Annotated in this window: 20 protein-coding genes; 19 read left to right on the forward strand and 1 reads right to left on the reverse strand. The window is 71.4% G+C overall.

Annotated elements, in window-relative coordinates:
• The first annotated feature begins 3 nt into the window (after positions 1-3).
• From hslV to EDC36_RS13190, 19 genes are all read left to right on the forward strand, one after another.
• On the forward strand, positions 4-582 hold the full coding sequence (hslV, locus tag EDC36_RS08010) for an ATP-dependent protease subunit HslV (RefSeq protein WP_132962738.1): 579 nt from the start codon (positions 4-6) through the stop codon (positions 580-582).
• Positions 579-1,898, forward strand: coding sequence for an ATP-dependent protease ATPase subunit HslU (hslU, locus tag EDC36_RS08015; RefSeq protein WP_185971211.1), 1,320 nt, complete (start codon positions 579-581; stop codon positions 1,896-1,898). The genes hslV and hslU overlap by 4 nt, the downstream gene beginning before the upstream one ends.
• 221 nt (positions 1,899-2,119) lie before the next feature.
• Positions 2,120-2,548, forward strand: a complete 429-nt coding sequence (gene mraZ / locus EDC36_RS08020; RefSeq protein WP_132962739.1) for a division/cell wall cluster transcriptional repressor MraZ — start codon at positions 2,120-2,122, stop codon at positions 2,546-2,548.
• Positions 2,549-2,565: 17 nt separating this feature from the next.
• Positions 2,566-3,507, forward strand: a complete 942-nt coding sequence (gene rsmH, locus EDC36_RS08025; protein ID WP_132962740.1) for a 16S rRNA (cytosine(1402)-N(4))-methyltransferase RsmH — start codon at positions 2,566-2,568, stop codon at positions 3,505-3,507.
• Positions 3,504-3,794, forward strand: a complete 291-nt coding sequence (gene ftsL, locus EDC36_RS08030; protein WP_132962741.1) for a cell division protein FtsL — start codon at positions 3,504-3,506, stop codon at positions 3,792-3,794. The genes rsmH and ftsL overlap by 4 nt, the downstream gene beginning before the upstream one ends.
• The gene (locus EDC36_RS08035) at positions 3,791-5,539 is read left to right on the forward strand and encodes a peptidoglycan D,D-transpeptidase FtsI family protein (protein ID WP_132962742.1); all 1,749 of its coding nucleotides are present in this window, start codon (positions 3,791-3,793) and stop codon (positions 5,537-5,539) included. Before ftsL ends, EDC36_RS08035 begins: the two co-directional genes overlap by 4 nt.
• Positions 5,536-7,089 carry a UDP-N-acetylmuramoyl-L-alanyl-D-glutamate--2,6-diaminopimelate ligase gene (locus tag EDC36_RS08040; protein ID WP_132962743.1) on the forward strand — a complete coding sequence of 518 codons (1,554 nt, stop codon included), beginning with the start codon at positions 5,536-5,538 and terminating at the stop codon, positions 7,087-7,089. Before EDC36_RS08035 ends, EDC36_RS08040 begins: the two co-directional genes overlap by 4 nt.
• Positions 7,086-8,519, forward strand: a complete 1,434-nt coding sequence (locus EDC36_RS08045; protein ID WP_132962744.1) for a UDP-N-acetylmuramoyl-tripeptide--D-alanyl-D-alanine ligase — start codon at positions 7,086-7,088, stop codon at positions 8,517-8,519. Before EDC36_RS08040 ends, EDC36_RS08045 begins: the two co-directional genes overlap by 4 nt.
• Complete coding sequence (gene mraY, locus EDC36_RS08050) at positions 8,509-9,687, forward strand: phospho-N-acetylmuramoyl-pentapeptide-transferase (protein ID WP_132962745.1); 1,179 nt, start codon at positions 8,509-8,511, stop codon at positions 9,685-9,687. The genes EDC36_RS08045 and mraY overlap by 11 nt, the downstream gene beginning before the upstream one ends.
• A gap of 13 nt (positions 9,688-9,700) precedes the next feature.
• Positions 9,701-11,239 (forward strand): Mur ligase family protein, encoded by a 1,539-nt coding sequence (locus EDC36_RS08055; RefSeq protein ID WP_132962746.1) that lies wholly within the window; start codon positions 9,701-9,703, stop codon positions 11,237-11,239.
• On the forward strand, positions 11,236-12,504 hold the full coding sequence (gene ftsW, locus EDC36_RS08060; protein WP_132962747.1) for a putative lipid II flippase FtsW: 1,269 nt from the start codon (positions 11,236-11,238) through the stop codon (positions 12,502-12,504). The genes EDC36_RS08055 and ftsW overlap by 4 nt, the downstream gene beginning before the upstream one ends.
• On the forward strand, positions 12,501-13,580 hold the full coding sequence (gene murG / locus EDC36_RS08065) for an undecaprenyldiphospho-muramoylpentapeptide beta-N-acetylglucosaminyltransferase (RefSeq protein WP_132962748.1): 1,080 nt from the start codon (positions 12,501-12,503) through the stop codon (positions 13,578-13,580). Before ftsW ends, murG begins: the two co-directional genes overlap by 4 nt.
• Positions 13,577-14,998: a UDP-N-acetylmuramate--L-alanine ligase gene (murC, locus tag EDC36_RS08070; protein ID WP_132962749.1), complete on the forward strand. Its 1,422-nt coding sequence runs from the start codon at positions 13,577-13,579 to the stop codon at positions 14,996-14,998. The genes murG and murC overlap by 4 nt, the downstream gene beginning before the upstream one ends.
• A complete protein-coding gene (locus EDC36_RS08075) occupies positions 14,995-15,972 on the forward strand; it encodes a D-alanine--D-alanine ligase (protein WP_132962750.1) in 978 nt (325 codons plus the stop codon). The genes murC and EDC36_RS08075 overlap by 4 nt, the downstream gene beginning before the upstream one ends.
• Positions 15,969-16,802 carry a cell division protein FtsQ/DivIB gene (locus EDC36_RS08080; protein WP_132962751.1) on the forward strand — a complete coding sequence of 278 codons (834 nt, stop codon included), beginning with the start codon at positions 15,969-15,971 and terminating at the stop codon, positions 16,800-16,802. Before EDC36_RS08075 ends, EDC36_RS08080 begins: the two co-directional genes overlap by 4 nt.
• A 6-nt stretch (positions 16,803-16,808) precedes the next feature.
• Positions 16,809-18,038, forward strand: coding sequence for a cell division protein FtsA (gene ftsA / locus EDC36_RS08085; RefSeq protein ID WP_132962752.1), 1,230 nt, complete (start codon positions 16,809-16,811; stop codon positions 18,036-18,038).
• Between the two features lie 26 nt (positions 18,039-18,064).
• Entirely contained in the window at positions 18,065-19,303 is a 1,239-nt protein-coding gene (gene ftsZ, locus EDC36_RS08090; protein ID WP_132962753.1) for a cell division protein FtsZ, read from the forward strand.
• 186 nt (positions 19,304-19,489) lie between these two features.
• Positions 19,490-20,413, forward strand: coding sequence for a UDP-3-O-acyl-N-acetylglucosamine deacetylase (lpxC, locus tag EDC36_RS08095; RefSeq protein WP_132962754.1), 924 nt, complete (start codon positions 19,490-19,492; stop codon positions 20,411-20,413).
• A gap of 11 nt (positions 20,414-20,424) precedes the next feature.
• On the forward strand, positions 20,425-20,601 hold the full coding sequence (locus tag EDC36_RS13190) for a hypothetical protein (protein WP_165902837.1): 177 nt from the start codon (positions 20,425-20,427) through the stop codon (positions 20,599-20,601).
• A 19-nt stretch (positions 20,602-20,620) separates the two neighbouring features.
• Here EDC36_RS13190 and ruvC read toward each other — a convergent pair whose 3' ends face one another.
• Positions 20,621-21,169, reverse strand: coding sequence for a crossover junction endodeoxyribonuclease RuvC (gene ruvC / locus EDC36_RS08100; RefSeq protein ID WP_132962755.1), 549 nt, complete (start codon positions 21,167-21,169; stop codon positions 20,621-20,623).
• Between the last annotated feature and the right edge of the window lie 24 nt (positions 21,170-21,193).

Genomic DNA, 21,193 nt, shown 5'->3' on the forward strand with positions numbered 1-21,193 from the left:
GCCATGCAAGACCACGACACCACCCGCGCCGTGTTTCACGGCACCACGATCGTTTGCGTGCGCCGCCCCGACCCGAGCGACCCCAGCCGCCAGCAGGTGGCCATGGGCGGCGACGGCCAGGTGACGCTGGGCCACATCGTTGTCAAGGCCAGCGCGCGCAAGGTGCGCCGCCTGTACCGCGACCAGGTGCTGGCGGGCTTTGCCGGCGCCACCGCGGATGCCTTCACGTTGTTCGAGCGCTTCGAGGCCAAGCTGGACAAGCACCAGGGCCACCTGGTGCGCGCGGCGGTGGAGCTGACCAAGGACTGGCGCACCGACCGTGTGCTGCGCCGGCTGGAGGCGATGCTGGCGGTGGCCGACCGCAGCACGAGCTTGGTGATCACCGGCAACGGCGACGTGCTGGAGCCTGAGCACGGGATTGTCGCCATCGGATCCGGCGGGGCGTACGCGCAGGCGGCGGCCAAGGCGCTGCTGGACCACACGGCGCTGAGTGCCGAAGCCGTGGTGCGCGAGGCGCTGCGCATCGCCGGTGACCTGTGCATTTACACCAACCACAACCACACCGTGGAGGTGCTCGCATGAGCGCGGCCATGACCCCGCAGGAAATCGTCTCCGAGCTCGACGCGCACATCATCGGCCAGCACGCGGCCAAGCGGGCGGTGGCCATCGCGCTGCGCAACCGCTGGCGCCGCCAGCAGGTCGACGCCAAGCTGCGCCCCGAGATCACGCCCAAAAACATCCTGATGATCGGGCCCACCGGTGTGGGCAAGACCGAGATCGCGCGTCGTCTGGCCAAGCTGGCCAACGCGCCCTTCATCAAGGTCGAGGCGACCAAATTCACCGAAGTCGGCTACGTCGGCAAGGACGTCGACAGCATCATCCGTGACTTGGCGGATGTGGCCGTGAAGCAAACGCGCGAGGCGGCGATGGCGCGGGTGCGCACGCGCGCCGAGGACGCGGCCGAGGACCGCATCCTCGACGCGCTGCTGCCGCCGCCACGCGACGGCGATGTTGACCGCGATTCGCACGCGCGGCAGGTGTTTCGCAAAAAGCTGCGCGAGGGCCAGCTCGACGACAAGGAGGTCGAGCTGGAGCTGGCCGCGCCGCAGCCGCAGCTGGAGGTGATGACCCCCGCGGGCATGGAGGAGATGGCCGAGCAGCTCAAGGGCCTGTTTGGGCAGTTGAACCTGGGGCGGCGCAAGCTGCGCAAGCTGCGCATCGCCGAAGCGCGCCGCCTGCTCGTCGAGGAGGAAGCCGCCAAGCTGCTCAACGAAGACGAGGTGCGCGCCGAGGCCATCCACAACCTGGAGCAAAACGGCATCGTCTTCATCGACGAAATCGACAAAGTGGCGACGCGCCACGAGGTCGGCGGCGCCGACGTGTCGCGCCAGGGCGTGCAGCGCGACCTGCTGCCGCTGGTGGAGGGCACAACGGTGTCGACCAAATACGGGCCGGTCAAGACCGACCACATCCTGTTCATCGCCAGCGGGGCGTTCCACCTGAGCAAGCCCAGCGACCTGATCCCGGAGCTGCAAGGGCGTTTTCCGATTCGGGTGGAGCTGCAGCCGCTGTCGGTGCAGGACTTCGAGGCCATCCTGACCCAGACCCACGCCAGCTTGGTGCGCCAGTACCAGGCGTTGCTGGCCACCGAGGGGGTGACGCTCACCTTCACCGACGACGGCATCCGCCGCATCGCCGCGGTGGCGTGGGAGGTCAACGAGCGCACCGAAAACATCGGCGCGCGTCGCCTGGCCACCGTGATGGAGCACCTGCTCGATGAGGTCAGCTTCGACGCCGCGCGTCTGAGCGGCCAGACCGTGACCATCGACGCCGCCTACGTGGACGCCCGCCTGGGCGAGCTGGCGCGCAACGAGGATCTGTCGCGCTTCATCCTGTAAGCGAGCGCGCCAGAACTTCAAGCGGTGTGTTGCATGCCGCTTGTAAGTGCTTGATGATTGGACGGTTTTGGAGGGCCGGTTTGCGCTGCAAATCGGCCCTAAGTCGTTGATTTCAGGGTGAAAAATCGTTGTTTGGGCTTGTCGCGGCGGCCCATTTGGTGCTACAGTGGGAGGAAGTGCAAAAAAGTGGTGCAAAGTGGAGCCCAGTGCGGGTCTGAGCCGTGTTTCAAGGTGCGTCATCCCTCGTTGTCGATGCCAAGGGTCGGCTGTCGGTGCCGACCCGGCATCGCGACGTGCTGCTGGCCACCGCCGCCGGGCAGCTGACGATCACCAAGCACCCGCACGGCTGCCTGATGATCTTTCCTCGCCCGGAGTGGGAGGCGTTTCGCCAGCGCATCGCGCAGCTGCCGATGTCGGCGCAGTGGTGGAAGCGCATCTTTCTGGGCAACGCCCAGGATGTCGAGATGGACGCGCAGGGGCGGGTGCTGATCGCGCCCGAGCTGCGCAACGCCGCCGGCATCACCAAAGAGGCGATGCTGCTGGGCATGGGCAACCACTTCGAGCTGTGGGATGCCGCGACCTACGCCGCGCAGGAGGCCGAGGCCATGCGCGGCGAGATGCCCGACGCCTTCAAGGACTTTTCGTTCTGACGGAGGCGACGGTGACGATGCAGCCCCTCCATCGCACCGTCCTGTTGAACGAAGCGGTCCAGGCCCTTCAGATCCAACCGGACGGTCACTACATCGACGGCACCTTTGGCCGCGGTGGGCACAGCCGCGCCATCCTGCAGCGGCTGTCGCCGCGCGGGCGGCTGACGGTGTTCGACAAAGACCCCGAGGCGATCGCGGTGGCGCAGGCGCTGGCCGCGGCGGATGCGCGCGTGACGGTGCGCCACGAGGGGTTCGCGGGGCTGGCCACACTGCCCGCGGCCAGCGTGGACGGGGTGTTGCTGGATTTGGGTGTGAGCTCGCCGCAGCTGGACGATGCGGCGCGGGGGTTTTCCTTCCGCCACGACGGGCCGCTGGACATGCGCATGGACCCCACGCGCGGCCTCAGCGCCGCCCAGTGGCTGGCCACGGCCTCGGTGGCCGAGATGACGGAGGTGATTCGTGAATACGGCGAAGAGCGGTTTGCTGCACCGATTGCAAAGGCGATTGATCGTCGCCGACAGGAACGGGGGCCTGTTCGAACCACCGCCGAGCTGGCCGAAATCGTGGCTGGTGCGGTCAAAACCCGCGAGCCGGGCAAGGACCCTGCAACGCGCACATTTCAGGCTATTCGGATTCACATCAACGCCGAGCTTGAGGAGCTGCAACAAGCGCTCGACGCCAGCCTGAGCGTGCTGCGTGCCGGCGGTCGGCTGGTGGTGATCAGCTTTCACTCGCTGGAAGACCGCATGGTCAAGCGCTTCATGCAGCGCCACAGCCGCCCCGAGGTTGACCGGCGCGCGCCGATGGTCGAGCCCGCCGCGCCGCTGCTGGCCGAGGTGCGGCGCGTGATGCCGTCGGCCGCCGAGGTGCAGGACAACCCGCGCGCGCGCAGCGCCGTGATGCGCAGCGCCACCCGCACGGCGGCGCCGCGGCCGGCGGCAGGAGGGCGGCGGGCATGACGCGCCTGAACCTGTTGCTGTTGGTGGCGCTGCTGGTCAGCAGCTTTCACCTGGTGGAGTTGCAGCACCAGTCGCGCCGGCTGTACGTGGCGCTGGAGCGCGCCCGTGCCGAAGGGGCGCGGTTGCAGGCCGACCACGAGCGGCTGGTGGTCGAGCAGCGCGCCCTGGCAGCGCCCGCGCGCGTGCAACAGTTGGCGCGCCAGCGCCTGCAAATGCATCCGGCCCACCCCGGCATCACCGAGTACGTGGCGCTGCCGGCCGACGCCGGCGTCGGGGGGGCGCCATGAACGCACGCGCGCCGCGCAGCATCCCCTACGGCAGCAGCCCGCTGCTGACCAGCGCCACGCCGGTGTGGCGCAGCCGTTTCGTGGTGGCGGTGCTGGCGCTGGCCTTCGTCGGGCTGGCCGCCCGCGCGGCGTACGTGCAGGTCATCGGCAGCGACTTTTTCCAGCGCCAGGGTGAGGTGCGCTACGCGCGCACGCTGGAGCTGCCCGCCAGCCGCGGGCGCATCCTGGACCGCAACGGCATGATCCTGGCGCAAAGCGTCGAAGCGCAAAGCGTCTGGGCCGACCCTGAGGACGTGGACCTCGACCACCCCAAGCTGGGCGAACTGGCGCGCCTGCTGGGCCTGCCGCTGCCCGAGCTGCGCCGCCGTTTGCAGGTGGATCAGCGCAACTTCGTGTGGTTGCGTCGCCAGCTCGACGAGCCGCTGGCGCAGCGCGTCAAGGCGCTGGGCATCCCCGGGGTGTACCTGCGCAAGGAGTACAAGCGCCAATACCCACAGGGCGAGGCGCTGGCGCACGTGGTGGGCTTCACCAACGTCGAAGACCGTGGCCAGGAGGGGGTGGAGCTGGCGTTCGAGCGTGAACTGCTGGGCAAGCCCGGCTCGCGCCGCGTCATCAAGGATCGCCTTGGGCGCATCGTCGAGGACGTGCGCGACATCGTGCCGCCGCAGGACGGGCGCGACCTGCAACTGTCGATCGACGCGCGGGTGCAGTACTTTGCCTTCCAGCGCCTCAAAGAAGCCGTGCAGCAGCACAACGCCCGCGGCGGCAGCGCGGTGGTGCTGGACGCGCGCACCGGCGAGGTGCTGGCGCTGGCCAACTACCCCAGCTACGACCCCAACAACCGGCGCAACCTCAGCGGCGAGCAGCTGCGCAACCGCGCGCTGACCGACAGCTTCGAGCCCGGCTCGACGATGAAGCCCTTCATCGCCGCGCTGGCGTTGGACAAGGGCCTGGTGCGCCCCGACACGCCGGTGCAGACCGCGCCGGGGCGGCTGCAAATGGGGGGCTTCACGATCTCGGACGTGCACCCCTACGGCGTGCTGACGGTGGCCGAGATCATCCAAAAGTCCAGCAACGTCGGCACGGTCAAACTCGCCATGCAGCTCACCCCGCGCGACATGTGGGAGACCTACGTGCGCCTGGGGCTGGGACACAAGCCGCAACTGCCGTTCCCCGGCGCCACCAGCGGCCGGCTGCGCGCCTACCAGGGCTGGCGCCCCATCGAGCAAGCCACGATGGCCTACGGCTACGGCCTGTCGGTGTCGCTGGTGCAACTGGCGCAGGCGTACACCGTGTTTGCGCGCGACGGCGAGCTGCTGCCGCTGACGTTGCTGCGGCGCGACGAGCCGGCCCAAGGCGTGCGCGTGTACAGCGAGCGCAACGCGTTGGCCGTGCGCCAGATGCTGCACATGGTGACCAGCCCCGGCGGCACCGCGCAGCAGGCGCAAACCGTGGGCTACTCGGTGGGCGGCAAAACGGGCACCGCGCGCAAGCAGGAGGGCCGCGGCTACGCGGCGCGCAAGTACCGGGCGTTTTTTGTGGGGCTGGCGCCGGTGGAGTCGCCCCGCGTGGTCATCGCCGTGATGGTGGATGAGCCTTCCAACGGGGTCATTTACGGTGGCGCCGTGGCCGCGCCGGTGTTCGCCGACGTGGCGCAGCAGACCCTGCGGCTGCTGGGTGTGGCGCCGGACGTGCGCGTGCAGCCGCAAATCATCGCCAACGCCATCGCGGAGGAGCCGGTATGAGCGCGCCCGTGCAGCGGCTCGATGATCTGGACGCGGCACTGGCGTGGCTGCGAGGCCACGGCGCGCAGGGCCTGTGCGCCGACAGCCGCCGGCTGCAGCCGGGCGACGCCTTCCTGGCCTGGCCGGGGGCGGCCACCGACGCGCGCGCCTACGTGGCCGCGGCGCTGGCCGGCGGGGCGCGCGCGGCGCTTGTGGACACCGAGGGGTTGGACGCCTGGTGGCAGGCGCAGCCAACCGCCCCCTGGCCCGCGCAGGCCCCGGTGGCGGCGCTGGCGGGGCTGCGCGCCCTGGCGGGCCCGCTGGCCAGCGCCTGGTGGCAGCACCCGAGCCAACGCCTGGCGCTGCTGGCCATCACCGGCACCAACGGCAAGACCTCCACCGCCTGGTGGTGCGCGCAGTGGGCCGCCGCTGCCGGGGTGGAGGCGGGTCTGATCGGCACGTTGGGGGTGGGCCGACCCGGGCAGGGTTTGCAGCCCACCGGCTTGACCACCCCCGACCCCGTGACCCTGCAAGGCGCGCTGCAGCGCTTCGCGGCCGAGGGCGTGTCGCTGGTGGCGCTGGAAGCCTCGTCGATCGGCGTCGAAGAAGGGCGGCTGGACGGTAGCCACGTGCACACCGCCATCTTCACCAACCTGACGCAGGACCACCTCGACTACCACGGCACGATGGAGGCGTACTGGCAGGCCAAGCGCCGCCTGTTCGACTGGCCGGGCGTGCGCGTGGCGGTGGTGTGCGTGGACGACTCCTACGGGCAACGCCTGGCCGCGGAGCTGGCGCCGCGGGTGCAAGCTGGGGCGCTGGACCTGTGGACCTACGGGTTGGATCTCACGCACGCCCCCCGGTTGGCGGCGCACGAGGTGCAGTGGACGCCGCAAGGCATGCGCTTCACGGTGGTGGAGCACGGCCAGCCTGCCGCGACGTTGGCGCTGCCGGTGGTGGGCGCGCACAACGTGGCCAACCTGTTGGCGGTGGGGGCGGCGCTGCGGGCGCAGGGGGTGACGTGGCAGGCGCTGGCCGCCGCGGCGCCACGGCTGACCGCCGTGCCTGGCCGCATGCAGCCAGCCTGGCCCGACGCCCCGACCGACTCCGCGCTGCCGCAGGTGGTCATCGACTACGCGCACACACCCGACGCCGTCGAAAAAGCCCTGCAAGCGCTGCGGCCGCTGGCGCAGGCGCGCGGGGGGCGCCTGTGGTGTGTGCTGGGCTGCGGGGGCGACCGCGACCCGAGCAAGCGGCCGCGCATGGCCGCCGCGGCCGAGGCCTGGGCCGACCGCGTCGTCTTCACCAGCGACAACCCGCGCAGCGAGGATCCGCACCAGATCATCGCGCAGATGGTGCAAGGCCTCATCAACCCCGCGCGCGCGGTGCTGGAGCCGGACCGCGCCGCCGCCATCGCCTGGACCGTGCAGCAGGCCGACGCGCACGACGTCGTGCTGCTGGCCGGCAAGGGGCATGAGCAGTACCAGGACATCGCCGGCGTGCGCCACCCGTTTTGCGACGTGCAGCAGGCGCGCTCGGCCCTGCAGCGGCGCTGGGAGGAGCAGGCATGAGCAGCACCATCGCCGACACCCCCATGGTGGGGCTGGGTGCGTTGCTGGCCGCGCTGCCCGGCGCGCGCGCCGTGGGCGACGTGGCGGCGCTGGCGCCGCAGCGTGTGCACAGCGACACCCGCACGCTGCGCGCGGGCGACCTGTTTGTGGCGCTGCGTGGCCAGCGCTTCGATGCGCACGACTTCTTGCCGCACGCGGCGGCCGCCGGCGCCGTGGGGGCGCTGGCCGAGCGCGGGCTGGCCGCGGCCGGGTTGTGCGGGGTGGAGGTGCCCGACAGCCGCGCCGCGCTGGGCGCCCTGGCCGCGGCCTGGCGCGCCCAGGTGTACGCCGGGCCGCTGATCGCGGTGACCGGCAGCAACGGCAAAACCACGGTGACGCAGATGACCGCCGCCATCCTGCGCGCCGCCGCCGGGGAGGCCGCCCTGGCCACCGCCGGCAACCTCAACAACGACATCGGGGTGCCGCTGACGCTGCTGCGGCTGCGGCCCGCGCACCGCTTGGCCGTGGTCGAGCTGGGCATGAACCACCCGGGCGAAATCGCGCAACTGGCGGCGTGGGCGCGCCCGACCGTCGCGCTGGTCAACAACGCCCAGCGCGAGCACCAGGAGTTCATGGCCAGCGTCGAGGCCGTGGCGCGCGAAAACGGCAGCGTGCTGGCCGCGCTGGGGCCGGACGGCGTGGCCGTGCTGCCGCACGACGACGCCTACACCCCGCTGTGGCGCACGCTGGCGGGGGCGCGGCGGGTGCTGACCTTTGGGGCGCCGGGGGCGGATGTGCACGCCGAGGCGCGCTGGGACGGCGACGCGTGGGCGCTGCGCCTGCACACACCGCTGGGCACGGTGTCCACGCGGCTGGCCATCGCCGGCCGCCACCACGTGCGCAACGCGCAGGCCGCGGCCGCCTGCGCGCTGGCCGCCGGGGTGGGGTTGGACCAGGTCGGCGCAGGGCTGGCGGCGTTTCAGCCGGTGGCGGGCCGCTGCCGCACCCACGCGTGGACGCTGGCCGGCCAGCGCTGGACCGTGGTGGACGACAGCTACAACGCCAACCCCGACTCGGTGCGCGCCGCCATCGACATGCTGGCCGAGCTGCCCGCGCCGCGCTGGTTGGTGCTGGGCGACATGGGCGAGGTGGGTGCGCAGGCGTTGGCGTTCCACGACGAGGTGCTGCGCCATGCCCGCGCGCTGGGCATTGAGCGCGTGTGGACCTGCGGCACCTGGATGGGGCAGGCCGCGGCGGCGCTGACCGACGCCTCGGGCGGGCTGCGCCACTTCGACAGCGTCGAGGCGCTGCTGGCCGCGCTGCCCGACGCGCTGCAGCACGGCGGCAGCGTGCTGGTCAAGGGATCGCGCTTCATGCGCATGGAACGGGTGGTGCAGGCCTTGCAGGCCCTGGCCACCGACACCGTACAAGGGGGGCGCGATGCTGCCTGAGTTGGCCGAGTGGCTGTGGCGCCTGATGCCCGAGTGGGGCTTTTTGCGCGTCTTTCAGTACCTGACGTTTCGGGCCGTGATGGCGGCGATGACGGCGCTGCTGCTCGGGTTGGCGGCCGGCCCGTGGTTCATCCGGCGCCTGACCGAGCTCAAAATCGGCCAGCCCATCCGCAGCTACGGCGTGCAGGCGCACCTGAGCAAAAGCGGCACCCCCACGATGGGCGGGGTGTTGATCCTGTTTGCCATCACCGCCTCGACGTTGCTGTGGTTCGACTGGAGCAACCGCTTCGTGTGGGTGGTGCTGGCGGTGACGCTGGGCATGGGCGCCATCGGTTGGGTGGACGACTGGCGCAAGGTCGTGCGCAAAGACCCCGAAGGCATGCGCTCGCGCGAAAAGTACGCCTGGCAGTCGGCCATCGGGCTGCTGGCGGCGCTGTACCTGGTGTTTGCGATTTCGGAGGGTTCCAACGCGCGCGTGTGGCAGCTCTTCGTGGCCTGGGTGCAATCCGGCTTTACGGTGGAGCTGCCCCAGCAAGCCGGCCTGATGGTGCCGTTTTTCAAAGAGGTGAGCTACCCGCTGGGGGTGGCGGGGTTTGTCATCCTGACCTACCTGGTCATCGTGGGCAGCAGCAACGCCGTCAACCTCACCGACGGGCTCGACGGCCTGGCCATCATGCCGGTGGTGATGGTGGGCGCGGTGTTGGGGGTGTTCGCCTACGTCACCGGCAACGCGGTGTTTGCGCGCTACCTGCTGCTGCCCTACATCCCCGGCACCGGGGAGGTGCTGATCTTCTGCGCCGCGATGGGCGGGGCGGGGCTGGCGTTTTTGTGGTTCAACGCGTACCCAGCCCAGGTGTTCATGGGTGACGTGGGGGCGCTGGCGCTGGGTGGGGCGCTGGGCACCATCGCCGTCATCGTGCGCCAGGAGATCGTGCTGGCCATCATGGGCGGCATCTTCGTGGCCGAGGCGCTGTCGGTGATGGCGCAGGTGGCCTATTTCAAGTACACCCGCCGCCGCTACGGCGAGGGCCGCCGTCTGTTCAAGATGGCGCCGCTGCACCACCACTTCGAAAAATCGGGCTGGCGCGAAACGCAGGTGGTGGTGCGTTTTTGGATCATCACCATGCTGCTGTGCCTGGTGGGGTTGTCAACGCTGAAGCTGCGCTGATGGGGTTGCCACGATGACGACCGCCTGGACGCACGACCTGTTGCCGCTGTTGCAGGGGCGCCCTGCGCTGGTGCTGGGCCTGGGCGCCAGCGGGCTGGCGTTGGCGCGCTGGCTGCACGCGGCCGGCGCGCGTGTGACGGTGGCCGACACGCGCGCGCAGCCGCCGCAGGCGCAGGCCTTGCAGCAGGTGGCCCCAGGGGCGGAGCTGCTGGCGGGCGTGGCGCTGGACCAGGCCCTGTGGAGCCATGCGCCGTGGGCGCTGGTGGCGCGCTCACCCGGGCTCGCGCCGGCGCAGTGGGCCGGCCTGCGCGCCGCGGCGCAAGCCGCTGGGGTGCCGTGCGTGGGCGAGCTGGAGCTGTGGGCCGCCGCCATGCGCACGCTGGCCGAACGCGGCGGCGCCGCGCCGGTGGTGTTGGCCGTCACCGGCACCAACGGCAAAACCACCACCACCGCGCTGACGGGCCACCTGCTGCGGGCCCTGGGGTGGGACGTGGCCGTGGCCGGCAACATCGGCCCGACGTTGCTGGACACCCTGGCCGAGCGGCTGCAGCAGGGCCGGCTGCCGCGCGCGTGGGTGCTGGAGCTGTCCAGCTTCCAGCTCGACGGTGTGCAGGGGTTCGAGCCGACCGCGGCCACCGTGCTCAACGTCACGCAGGACCACCTGGACTGGCACGGCTCGATGCAGGCCTACGCCGAGGCCAAGCGGCGCATCTTTGGGGCGCACGGCCTGATGGTGCTCAACCGCGACGACCCCATCGTCGCCGCCTGGCGGCCGCCCGAGGTGACGCCGGGTGGCCGCGGCGCGGCGCGGCGCAAGCCGCAGCCTGCGCGCCCGTGGGTGAGTTTTGGCCTGGGCCTGCCCGAGCGGCCCGGCGACTGGGGCTTGCAGGAAACCAGGGGGGTGACGTGGTTGGTGCGCGCGCTGCCCGAGGCCGAGGTGACCGACGGCGAGCCGCTGCCGCTGCAGCGGCTGATGCCGGCCGAGGCGCTGCGCATCCAGGGGCGGCACAACGCCGCCAACGCCCTGGCCGCGCTGGCGCTGGCCACGGCCGCCGGCGCGCCGCTGGCGCCGCTGCTGCATGCGCTGCGCGACTACCGCGGCGAGCCGCACCGCGTGCAGCCGGTGGCCGTCGTGCGCGAGGTGGAGTACATCGACGACAGCAAAGGCACCAACGTCGGCGCCACGCTGGCGGCGCTGCAGGGCCTGGGCGCGCAGCGCCGGCTGGTGGTGATCCTGGGCGGCGATGGCAAGGGGCAGGACTTTGCGCCGCTGGCCCCGGCGGTGGCACGCCACGCCCGGGCGGTGGCGCTGATCGGTCGCGACGCCCCTGCCATCGACGCCGCGCTGGCCGCCACGGGCGTGCCGCGCCAGCGCTTCGAGGATTTGGTGGCGGCGGTGCGCTGGTGCGCGCAACAGGCGCAGCCAGGTGACGCGGTGCTGTTGTCGCCCGCCTGCGCCAGCCTGGACATGTTCCGCGACTACGCCCACCGCGCGCAGGTGTTTGTGGACGCCGTGCGCGCGCTGCAGGCCGAGGAGGGCACGCCCGTATGAGCAGCACGCGCAGCGCCACCTGGTGGGGCCGCCTGGTCGACGTGTGGCCACGTGGGCGATCGGACCGTGGCGAGCCGCCGTTGCCCGTGCGTGCGCGCGCGCCGGGCGGCACGGCGCGGCCCGCGCTGGGCGCGGTGGGGATTGACCAACCGCTGCTGTGGGTGGTGGTGGCGCTGCTGTGCTGGGGGCTGGTGATGGTGTACTCGGCCTCGGTGGCGTTGCCGGACAACCCGCGCTTTGCCAGCTACAGCACCTACCACTTCGTGTGGCGCCACGCGCTGGCGGCGGCGTTGGGCGCGCTGGCCGGGTGGGTGGCGTTTCAGTTTCCGGTCGAGGCCTGGAAAAAAGCGGCGGTGCCGCTGTTCGTGCTGTCGCTCGTGTTGCTGGTGTTGGTGTTGGTGCCCTTCATCGGCAAGGGCGTCAACGGCGCACGGCGCTGGATCCCGCTGGGCATCCTCAACTTCCAGCCGTCCGAGCTGGCCAAGCTGGCCGTGGCGCTGTACGCGGCCGACTACATGGTGCGGCGCATGGAGGTCAAGGAGCGCTTTTTCCGCGCCGTGTGGCCGATGGCGGTGGCGGTGGGCATCGTGGGGGTGCTGCTGCTGGCCGAGCCCGACATGGGCGCGTTCATGGTGATTGCGGTCATCGCGATGGGCATCCTGTTCCTCGGAGGGGTCAACGCGCGCATGTTTTTCCTGATCGCGCTGGTGGTGGTGGCCGCCTTTGCGATGGTGGTGCTGACCAACGAGTGGCGCCGCGAGCGCATCTTCGCCTACCTCGACCCGTGGAGCGAGCAGCACGCGCTGGGCAAGGGCTACCAGCTCACGCACGCGCTCATCGCGCTGGGCCGCGGCGGCGTGTGGGGGGTGGGCCTGGGGGCCAGCGTCGAAAAGCTGCACTGGCTGCCCGAGGCGCACACCGACTTTTTGCTCGCCGTCATCGGCGAGGAGTTCGGCTTCGTGGGGGTGCTGACGCTGATCGCCCTGTTCATGTGGCTGACGCGGCGCATCATGCAGATTGGCCGCCAGGCCATCGCGCTGGACCAGGTGTTTGCCGGCTTGGCGGTGCAAGGCGTGGGGCTGTGGATCGGCTTTCAGGCCTTCATCAACATCGGCGTCAACCTGGGCGCGCTGCCCACCAAGGGGCTGACGCTGCCGCTGATGAGCTACGGCGGCTCGGCGGTGCTGATGAACCTGGTGGCCATCGCGTTCGTGCTGCGCGTCGATTGGGAAAACAAACGCATGATGCACGGGGGGCGGGCATGACGGCATCGCGCTGCGCGTTGATCATGGCCGGCGGCACCGGTGGGCACATCTTCCCCGGCTTGGCGCTGGCGCAGGCGCTGCGCGCGCAGGGCTGGCGCGTGCACTGGCTGGGCGCGCCCGACGGCATGGAGGCGCGCCTCGTGCCGGCGCAGGGGTTTGCGCTGGAGCCGGTGCAGTTCGGTGGCGTGCGTGGCAAAGGGCCGTTGACCCTGGCGCTGCTGCCGCTGCGCCTGCTGCGCGCCTTTGCGCAGGCCTGGGGCGTGGTGCGCCGTGTGCGCCCCGACGTGGTGGTGGGCCTGGGCGGCTACATCACCTTCCCCGGCGGCATGATGGCCGTGCTGGCCGGCCGTCCGTTGCTGCTGCACGAGCAAAATTCGGTGGCCGGGCTGGCCAACCGCGTGTTGGCGCACGTGGCCGACCGCGTTTACTGCGCCTTCCCCGGCGCGCTGCGCGGTGGCGAGTGGATCGGCAACCCGCTGCGCGAGGCGTTTTTGCGCCAACCCCCGCCCGAGCAGCGGCTGGCCATGCGCGCCGGGCCGCTGAAGCTGCTGGTGGTGGGGGGCAGCCTCGGGGCGGCGGCGCTCAACACCATCGTGCCGCAGGCGCTGGCGCTGCTGCCGCCCGAGCGGCGCCCGCAGGTGCGCCACCAAAGCGGCGAGCGCCACCTGCAAGCGCTGCGCGACGCCTACGAGCGCGCCGGTGTGCAGGCCGAGTGCGTGGCCTTCATCGACGACACGGCGCGCGCCTTCGCCGAGGCCGACGTCATCATCGCGCGCGCCGGGGCCAGCACGGTCACGGAAATCGCCGCGGTGGGGGCGGCGGCGCTGTTCGTGCCGTTTCCGCACGCGGTGGACGACCACCAGACCACCAACGCCCGCTTCCTCGTTGACGCCGGCGGCGCGTGGTTGTGCCCGCAACACGAACTCACCCCCACGTGGCTGGCGCAGTGGCTGCAGGGCCTCACGCGTGACGAACTGCGCCGCCGCGCCCAAGCGGCCTGGGCGCAGCGCAAGACCGACGCGGTCGACGTCATGGTGCGCGCGTGCGCGGCGTTGGCGCAGGGATCCCAACCATGAAACATGCCATCCGACACATCCATTTCGTGGGCATTGGCGGTGCGGGCATGAGCGGCATCGCCGAGGTGCTGCTCAACCAGGGCTACACCATCTCGGGCAGCGACCTGGCCGACAACGCCGCCACGCGCCGGCTGCGCCAGCTGGGCGCGCGCGTGCTGCTGGGGCACGACGCGGCGCACGTGCAGGGCGCCGACTGCGTGGTGGTGTCCACCGCCGTGCAGCCGGACAACCCCGAGGTGCAGGCGGCGCACGCGCTGCGGCTGCCGGTGGTGCCGCGCGCCGTCATGCTGGCCGAGCTCATGCGCCTCAAAAAAGGCATCGCGATTGCCGGCACGCACGGCAAGACCACCACCACCAGCCTGGTGGCCAGCGTGCTGGCGGCGGCGGGGCTGGATCCGACCTTCGTCATCGGCGGCCGGCTCAACAGCGCCGGCGCCAACGCGCGGCTGGGCCAGGGCGAGTACATCGTGGTCGAGGCCGACGAGTCCGACGCGTCGTTTCTGAACCTGCTGCCCATCATGGCGGTGGTCACCAACATCGACGCCGACCACATGGACACCTACGGGCACGACTTCGCCCGTTTGCAGCAGGCGTTCGTCGACTTTGTGCACCGCATGCCGTTTTACGGCGCGGCCATCCTGTGCGTGGACGACGCGCACGTGCGCGCGCTGCTGCCGCTGGTGCAGCGCCCGGTGACGCCGTACGGCCTGAGCGACGACGCGCAGGTGCGCGCGCTGGATGTGCGGGCGGTGGGCACGCAGATGCACTTTCGCGTGCAGCGGCGCAACGGCGTGGCCCTGCCGGACCTGGACGTGGTGCTCAACCTGCCCGGCGAGCACAACGTGCGCAACGCGCTGGCCGCCATCGCCGTGGCGGCCGAGCTGGGCGTGCCCGACGCCGCCGTGCTGCAGGCGCTGGCCGAGTTCAAGGGGGTGGGCCGGCGCTTTCAGCGCTACGGCGAGGTGCCGCTGCCCGGCGGTGGGCAGGCGCTCATCATCGACGACTACGGCCACCACCCGGCCGAGCTGGCCGCGACCATGGCCGCGGCGCGCGGCGCCTACCCCGGACGGCGGCTGCTGGTGGCGTTTCAGCCGCACCGCTACAGCCGCACGCGCGACTGCTTCGAGGACTTTGTGCGCGTGCTGGGGCAGGCCGACGCCGTGCTGCTGACCGAGGTTTATCCGGCGGGCGAAGCCCCCATCGTTGCGGCCGACGGGCGCGCCCTGGCGCGCGCGCTGCGCGTGGCGGGCCGCGTGGAGCCGGTGTTCGTGCCCGACGTGGCCGAACTGCCGGCGGCGATCCTGGCCAACGCGCGCGACGGTGACGTGGTGCTGTGCCTGGGGGCGGGCTCGATCGGGGCCGTGCCCGCGCAGGTGGTGGCGCTGGCCGGCGCCGGCGTGCAGGAGGTGGTGGCATGAGCGCCCCGATCGACGTGCGTGCGCTGGGCAAGGTGGCGGTGCTGATGGGCGGCCGCTCGGCCGAGCGCGAGGTGTCGCTGATGTCGGGGCAGGGCGTGCTGCAGGCGCTGCGCGGCGCCGGGGTGGACGCGCACCCGTTCGACCCGGCCGAGCAGCCGCTGTGCGAGTTGGCGCGCCAGGGCTTTGCGCGCGCCTTCATCGCCCTGCACGGCCGCTGGGGCGAAGACGGCACCGTGCAGGGGGCGCTGGAGCTGCTGGGCATCCCCTACACCGGCAGCGGCGTGCAGGCGTGCGCGGTGGCCATCGACAAAACGCTGACCAAGCGCCTGTGGCAAGCCGAAGGGCTGCCCACGCCCGCGTGGCGCCGTGTCGACAGCGCCGAAGCCACGCGCGCCGCGTTGCAGGCGCTGGGTGCGCCGATGATCGTCAAGCCCGCGCGCGAGGGCTCGACCATCGGCTTGACCAAGGTGACCGCCCCCGACCAGTGCGAGGCCGCCTACCGGCTTGCGGCGCAGCACGACCCCGAGGTGCTGTGCGAGCAGTTCATCGCCGGCGACGAGGTCACCTGCGCCGTGCTGGGCAGCGGGGCGCAGGCGCGCGCGCTGCCGCTGATCCGCATCGTCGCACCCGGGGGCGACTACGACTACCACGCCAAATATTTCAGCGACGACACGCGCTACCTCATCCCCAGCGGCCTGCCCGCCGAGGAGGAGGCCGCCATCCAGGCGCTGGTGCTGCGTGCCTACCGCACGCTGGGCTGCCGTGGCTGGGCGCGCGCCGACATCATGGTCGACGCCGCCACGCGTCAGCCGTACCTGCTGGAGATCAACACCGCGCCGGGCATGACCGGCCATTCGCTGGTGCCGATGGCGGCACGCGCCGTCGGCCTGGACTACCCCGCGTTGTGCCTGCAATTGCTGGCACAGGCCACGCTGGACAACCCCACGACGGTGGGCACGGAGGGTGCCGCGTGAACCGCCGCGCCGCCCCGCCACCCGCGCCGCTGCCGCTGGACGTGCGGCTGATGAACGCCGCCGCCACGGCGTTGCTGGCGCTGGCCCTGCTGGGCACGGTGGGGGCGGTGCTGCTGTGGTGGGCACGCCAGCCGATGTGGGCGCTGCGCACCATCGTCATCGAGGGGGACGTGACGCACCAAAACGCCGTCACCGTCCGCGCCCTGGTGCTGCCGCACCTGCGCGGCACGTTTTTGACGCTGGACCTGCAGCACGCGCGCGAGCGCTTCGAGGCCCTGCCGTGGGTGCGCGAGGCGCGCGTGCAGCGCCAGTTTCCGCACACCTTGCGCGTGACGCTGCGCGAGCACGAGGCGCTGGCGTGGTGGGGCGAGCGTGGCGGCAGCCAGTTGGTCAGCGTCGATGGCGTGGTGTTCGAAGCCAACGCCGACGAGGCGGTGGCCGACGCCTGGCCGGTGCTGGCCGGCCCGCCCGAGCAGGCCGAGCAGGTGGTGGCGATGCTGCGCCGCGTGCAGCCGCTGCTGGTTCGCTTGGGGCGCGATCTGGAGCGGCTCGAGCTTAGCCACCGCGGCAGTTGGCGTCTGGTGCTCGACGGCGACGCGCCGATCGCGCTGGGCCGTGGCGACGACCAGGTGCCCGCGCGGCTGGCCACCTTCGTCACCACCCAGACCGCGCTGCGCGCGCGCTACGGCGCCCGCGACATCGTGGCGGCGGACCTGCGCTACCCCGACGGCTACGCCGTGCAACTGCGTGGCGTCAGCACCCAGCCCGAGCTGCCGCCGCCCGCGCGGCGCAGCGCTCCGGCAGCCCCTTCCAACCCTGTGCACCGCTGAGACACCATGGCCAAGGAATACAGCGATCTCGTCGTCGGACTTGACATCGGCACCGCCAAGATCATGGTGGTGGTGGCCGAGGTGCTGCCCGGCGGCGACCTCAAACTGGTCGGCTTGGGCGTCGGCCCAAGCACCGGCCTCAAGCGCGGCGCGGTGGTCAACATCGACGCCACCGTCGCCAGCATCCAGCAAGCGCTCAAAGAAGCCGAGCAAATGGCCGGCTGCCGCATCGCGCGCGTGTACACCGGCATCACCGGCAGCCACATCCGCGGCCTCAACTCGCAGGGCATGGTGGCGATCAAGGACCGCGAGGTCTCGCCCGCCGACGTCGCGCGCGTCATCGACACCGCGCGCGCCATCAACATCCCCACCGACCAGCGGCTGCTGCTGGTCGAGCCGCAGGAATTCATCATCGACGGGCAGGAGGTCAAGGAGCCCATCGGCATGAGCGGCGTGCGCCTGGAGGCCAAGGTGCACATCGTCACCGGGGCCCAAAGCGCCGCCGAAAACATCCTCAAGTGCGTGCGCCGCTGCGGGCTGGAGGTCGACCAGCTGATGCTCAACCCGCTGGCGGCGGCGCAGGCGGTGCTGACCGACGATGAAAAGGAGCTGGGCGTGGCGCTGGTGGACATCGGCGCTGGCACCACCGACGTGGCCATCTTCACCGGCGGCGCCATCCGCCACACGGCCGTCATCCCGATCGCGGGCGACCTGATCACCAACGACATCGCGATGGCGCTGCGCACCCCCACCAAGGACGCCGAAGACATCAAGGTCGAAGCGGGCTGCGCCAAGCAACTGCTGGCCGACCCGGACCAGCAGGTCGAAGTGCCCGGCATCGGCGACCGCGGCCCGCGCATGCTCAGCCGCCAGGCCCTGGCCGGCGTCATCGAGCCGCGGGTGGAAGAGATTTTTGCGCTGGTGCAAGAGGTCATCCGCAACTCCGGCCACGAGGAGCTGCTGTCCAGCGGCATCGTCCTGACCGGCGGCAGCGCGGTGATGCCCGGCATGGTCGAGCTGGGCGAGGACATTTTTCTCAAACCCGTGCGCCGCGGCGTGCCGCGCTACGCCGGCGCGCTGGGGGACATGGTCGCGCAGCCGCGCGCGGCCACGGTGATGGGTTTGCTCGAGGAGGCGCGGCTGGCGCGCCTGCGCGGGCAGAAGGTGGCGCAAAAGGCAGGTTCGGTCGGCGGCCTGCTGACGCGCGTCAAAGAGTGGTTCGTCGGCAATTTCTAAATCCAGGTCAACAGCAGGAGCGTTCCATGAGCATCGAACTGATCGAGGTCGAAGAATTCAACCGCGGCACGCAGATCAAGGTGATCGGTGTCGGCGGTGGTGGCAGCAACGCGGTCGAGCACATGATCGCCAGCCGCGTGCAGGGCGTGGAGTTCATCTGCGCCAACACCGACGCGCAGGCGCTGGCACGCTCGTCGGCGCACCGCGTCATCCAACTGGGCCGCACCGGCCTGGGCGCAGGCAGCAAGCCCGACAAGGGGCGCGAAGCCGCGCTGATGGCCGAAGCGCAAATCCGCGAAGCCATCGAGGGCGCGCACATGCTGTTCATCACCGCCGGCATGGGCGGCGGCACCGGCACCGGCGCCGCGCCGGTCATCGCGCGCATGGCCAAGGAGATGGGCATCCTCACCGTCGGCGTGGTGACCAAGCCGTTCGACTGGGAAGGCGCGCGCCGCATGGCCAACGCCGAAGAGGGCCTGGCCGAGCTGGAGCAAAACGTTGACTCGCTCATCGTCGTGCTCAACGACAAGCTGCACGAAGAGCTGGGTGAGGACGTCACCCAGGACGAAGCCTTCGCCGCCGCCAACGACGTGCTCAAAAACGCGGTGGGCGGCATCGCCGAAATCATCAACGTCGAGGCGCTGGTCAACGTCGACTTCGAAGACGTGCGCACCGTGATGGGCGAGCCCGGCAAGGCCATGATGGGCACCGCGGTGGCCAGCGGGCCGGACCGCGCCCGCATCGCCGCCGAGCAGGCGGTGGCCTGCCCGCTGCTGGAAGGGGTGGACATGCGCGGCGCCAAGGGCGTGCTGGTGCTGATCAGCGCCGCCAAGGGGTCGCTGAAGCTGTCCGAGTCCAAGCTGGCGATGAACACCATCCGCGCCTTTGCCGCGCCCGACGCGCACGTCATCTACGGCACCGCCTACGACGAGTCGCTGGGCGACGCGCTGCGTGTCACCGTCGTGGCCACCGGCCTGAGCCGCGCGGGCCAGCGCCAGCCCTTCACGGTGGTGCAGTCGCAGCCGCAACAGGGGCTGCGCACCGGCACCGACAACATGCCTTTCATCCCGACGCTGAACCAGGCCGTGGGCGGCGCGGGCGCCGCGGCGGGCGCGGCTGCGGGCGCCGCCAGCGGGGCGCACCCCAACGTGCCGCGCGTGTGGCTCAACCCGCGCAGCGGGGCCGCGTCGCGCGTCGAGGCGCTGGCCTCCAGCGGCATGGACGACTACGAGATCCCGGCCTTCCTGCGCAAGCAAGCCGACTGACGGCCGCGCGCCCCGGCGGCACCGGGAACCTGGCCCGGTGGCCGCGCATTCGGGTACGCTGCCTGCTTTGGGGGGGCCGCAGCGTCGCAGGCCGACGCGGTGCCGCGGTACCATGCCCTGCCTCCGCATGGGGGCGCTGCCACCCTGCGTAGGCGCGCTGCCGACCGCGCGCCTACAATGCCAGCCATGATTGCCCAAACCACGCTCAAGACCCTCACGCGCGCCGTCGGCGTGGGGCTGCACAGCGGCGAGCGCGTCGAGCTCACGCTGCGCCCGGCCGCGCCCGACAGCGGCATCGTCTTTCGACGTGTGGATTTGGCCGAGCCGGTCGACATCCCCGTCAGCGCCGACGCCGTGGTCGACACCCGGCTGGCCTCGACGCTGGGCCGCGACGGCGTGCGTGTGCACACCGTCGAACACCTGATGAGCGCCTGCGCCGGGCTGGGCATCGACAACCTGATCATCGACATCACCGCCGAGGAAGTGCCGATCCTGGACGGGTCGGCGGCGGCCTTTGTGTACCTGCTGCAAAGCGCCGGCCTGCAGCGGCAGCCGGCGCCGCGGCGTTTTGTGCGCGTCAAGCGCGCGGTGGACGTGCGCGAAGGCGACGGCCCCACGCTGAAGTGGGCGCGCCTGGAGCCCTACGACGGCTTCAAGCTCAGCTTCGAGATTGCGTTCGACCACCCGGCGGTGAGCGCCACCGGCCAGCACGTCGAGTTCGACCTCGGCAGCGGCCACTACGCGCGCGACATCGCCCGGGCGCGCACCTTCGGCTTCACGCGCGACGTCGAGGCCATGCGCTCGCAAGGCTTGGCGCTGGGGGGTGGGCTGGACAACGCCATCGTGCTGGACGACGTCAAAGTGCTCAACGCCGACGGACTGCGCTACGACGACGAGTTCGCCAAGCACAAGATGCTGGACGCCATCGGCGACCTGTACCTGCTGGGGCGGCCGCTGCTGGCGCACTACCGCGCCTACCGCTCGGGCCACGCGCTCAACAACCGGCTGCTGCGCGCGCTGCTGGCGCAGCCCGACGCGTACGAAGTCGTCACCTTCGACGACGAGCGCCGCGCGCCTCAGGGGCTGGCGCGCCTGGCCCCAGCCTGGTAGGGGGCAGGGCCATGTTTTTGTTCCGTTTTGTGATGTTCGCGCTGCTGGGCGCGGCGGCGCTGTGCTTTGCCTTTTACCTGGGCACGGGCCGCAAGCACTTCCTGCGCTGGGGCATCGTGATCCTGAAATGGACGGTCATCCCCGCGCTGGGTTTTTTTGCCGTGCTGGTGCTCAGCCGCGTGGGGTAGTGGCCGTGCGGCAAGGTGTTCAGTAACTGCGCCCGTCCTTGTAGGCGGCGTGGGCGCGCGCGCGCAGCGGCGCCACGCGGGCGATGGCGGCGGTGGTGCGCGCCACCTGCGCGTGGGTGATGCACAGACCCAGCGCGTCGGCGGCGTCTTTGCCGGGCAGGCCGGGCAGGTTCAACAGGCGGCGCACCATCTCCTGCACCTGGGATTTGTGCGCCTTGCCGTAGCCAACGACGGCTTTTTTGAGCTGCAGCGCGGTGTATTCGGCCACCGGCAGGTCGTGCGCCACCAGCGCCGTCAGGCAGCAGCCGCGCGCCTGGCCCAGCATCAGGGTGGCCTGCGGGTTGACGTTGACGAACACGATTTCCAGCGCCGCCACCGTCGGTTGGTAGCGCCGCACCACCTCGCCGATGCCGTCGAACAGCGTGCGCAGCCGCTGGGGCAGCAGCGCCCCGTCGTCGGGGCTGGTGCGGATGGCGCCACTGGCCACGTAGTGCAGCCGGGCGCCGTCGACGTCGACGACGCCAAAGCCGGTGGCCGTCAGCCCGGGGTCAATGCCTAGGATGCGCATGGGTGCCGATGGTAACGGCTGCGC

The sequence above is a fragment of the Tepidimonas ignava genome, assembly GCF_004342625.1.
Taxonomy (GTDB): Bacteria; Pseudomonadota; Gammaproteobacteria; order Burkholderiales; family Burkholderiaceae_C; genus Tepidimonas; species Tepidimonas ignava.

Excerpts from the sequence above, each read along its gene's own strand:
- EDC36_RS08045 (WP_132962744.1), top strand. The coding sequence starts at position 7,086 with ATGAGCAGCACCATCGCCGACACCCCCATGGTGGGGCTGGGTGCGTTG.
- murG (WP_132962748.1), top strand. The coding sequence starts at position 12,501 with ATGACGGCATCGCGCTGCGCGTTGATCATGGCCGGCGGCACCGGTGGG.
- mraY (WP_132962745.1), top strand. The coding sequence starts at position 8,509 with ATGCTGCCTGAGTTGGCCGAGTGGCTGTGGCGCCTGATGCCCGAGTGG.
- lpxC (WP_132962754.1), top strand. The coding sequence starts at position 19,490 with ATGATTGCCCAAACCACGCTCAAGACCCTCACGCGCGCCGTCGGCGTG.
- EDC36_RS08035 (WP_132962742.1), top strand. The coding sequence starts at position 3,791 with ATGAACGCACGCGCGCCGCGCAGCATCCCCTACGGCAGCAGCCCGCTG.
- rsmH (WP_132962740.1), top strand. The coding sequence starts at position 2,566 with ATGCAGCCCCTCCATCGCACCGTCCTGTTGAACGAAGCGGTCCAGGCC.
- EDC36_RS08075 (WP_132962750.1), top strand. The coding sequence starts at position 14,995 with ATGAGCGCCCCGATCGACGTGCGTGCGCTGGGCAAGGTGGCGGTGCTG.
- EDC36_RS13190 (WP_165902837.1), top strand. The coding sequence starts at position 20,425 with ATGTTTTTGTTCCGTTTTGTGATGTTCGCGCTGCTGGGCGCGGCGGCG.
- hslU (WP_185971211.1), top strand. The coding sequence starts at position 579 with ATGAGCGCGGCCATGACCCCGCAGGAAATCGTCTCCGAGCTCGACGCG.
- ftsZ (WP_132962753.1), top strand. The coding sequence starts at position 18,065 with ATGAGCATCGAACTGATCGAGGTCGAAGAATTCAACCGCGGCACGCAG.
- hslV (WP_132962738.1), top strand. The coding sequence starts at position 4 with ATGCAAGACCACGACACCACCCGCGCCGTGTTTCACGGCACCACGATC.
- EDC36_RS08055 (WP_132962746.1), top strand. The coding sequence starts at position 9,701 with ATGACGACCGCCTGGACGCACGACCTGTTGCCGCTGTTGCAGGGGCGC.
- ftsA (WP_132962752.1), top strand. The coding sequence starts at position 16,809 with ATGGCCAAGGAATACAGCGATCTCGTCGTCGGACTTGACATCGGCACC.
- ftsW (WP_132962747.1), top strand. The coding sequence starts at position 11,236 with ATGAGCAGCACGCGCAGCGCCACCTGGTGGGGCCGCCTGGTCGACGTG.
- ftsL (WP_132962741.1), top strand. The coding sequence starts at position 3,504 with ATGACGCGCCTGAACCTGTTGCTGTTGGTGGCGCTGCTGGTCAGCAGC.
- ruvC (WP_132962755.1), bottom strand. The coding sequence starts at position 21,169 with ATGCGCATCCTAGGCATTGACCCCGGGCTGACGGCCACCGGCTTTGGC.
- murC (WP_132962749.1), top strand. The coding sequence starts at position 13,577 with ATGAAACATGCCATCCGACACATCCATTTCGTGGGCATTGGCGGTGCG.
- EDC36_RS08040 (WP_132962743.1), top strand. The coding sequence starts at position 5,536 with ATGAGCGCGCCCGTGCAGCGGCTCGATGATCTGGACGCGGCACTGGCG.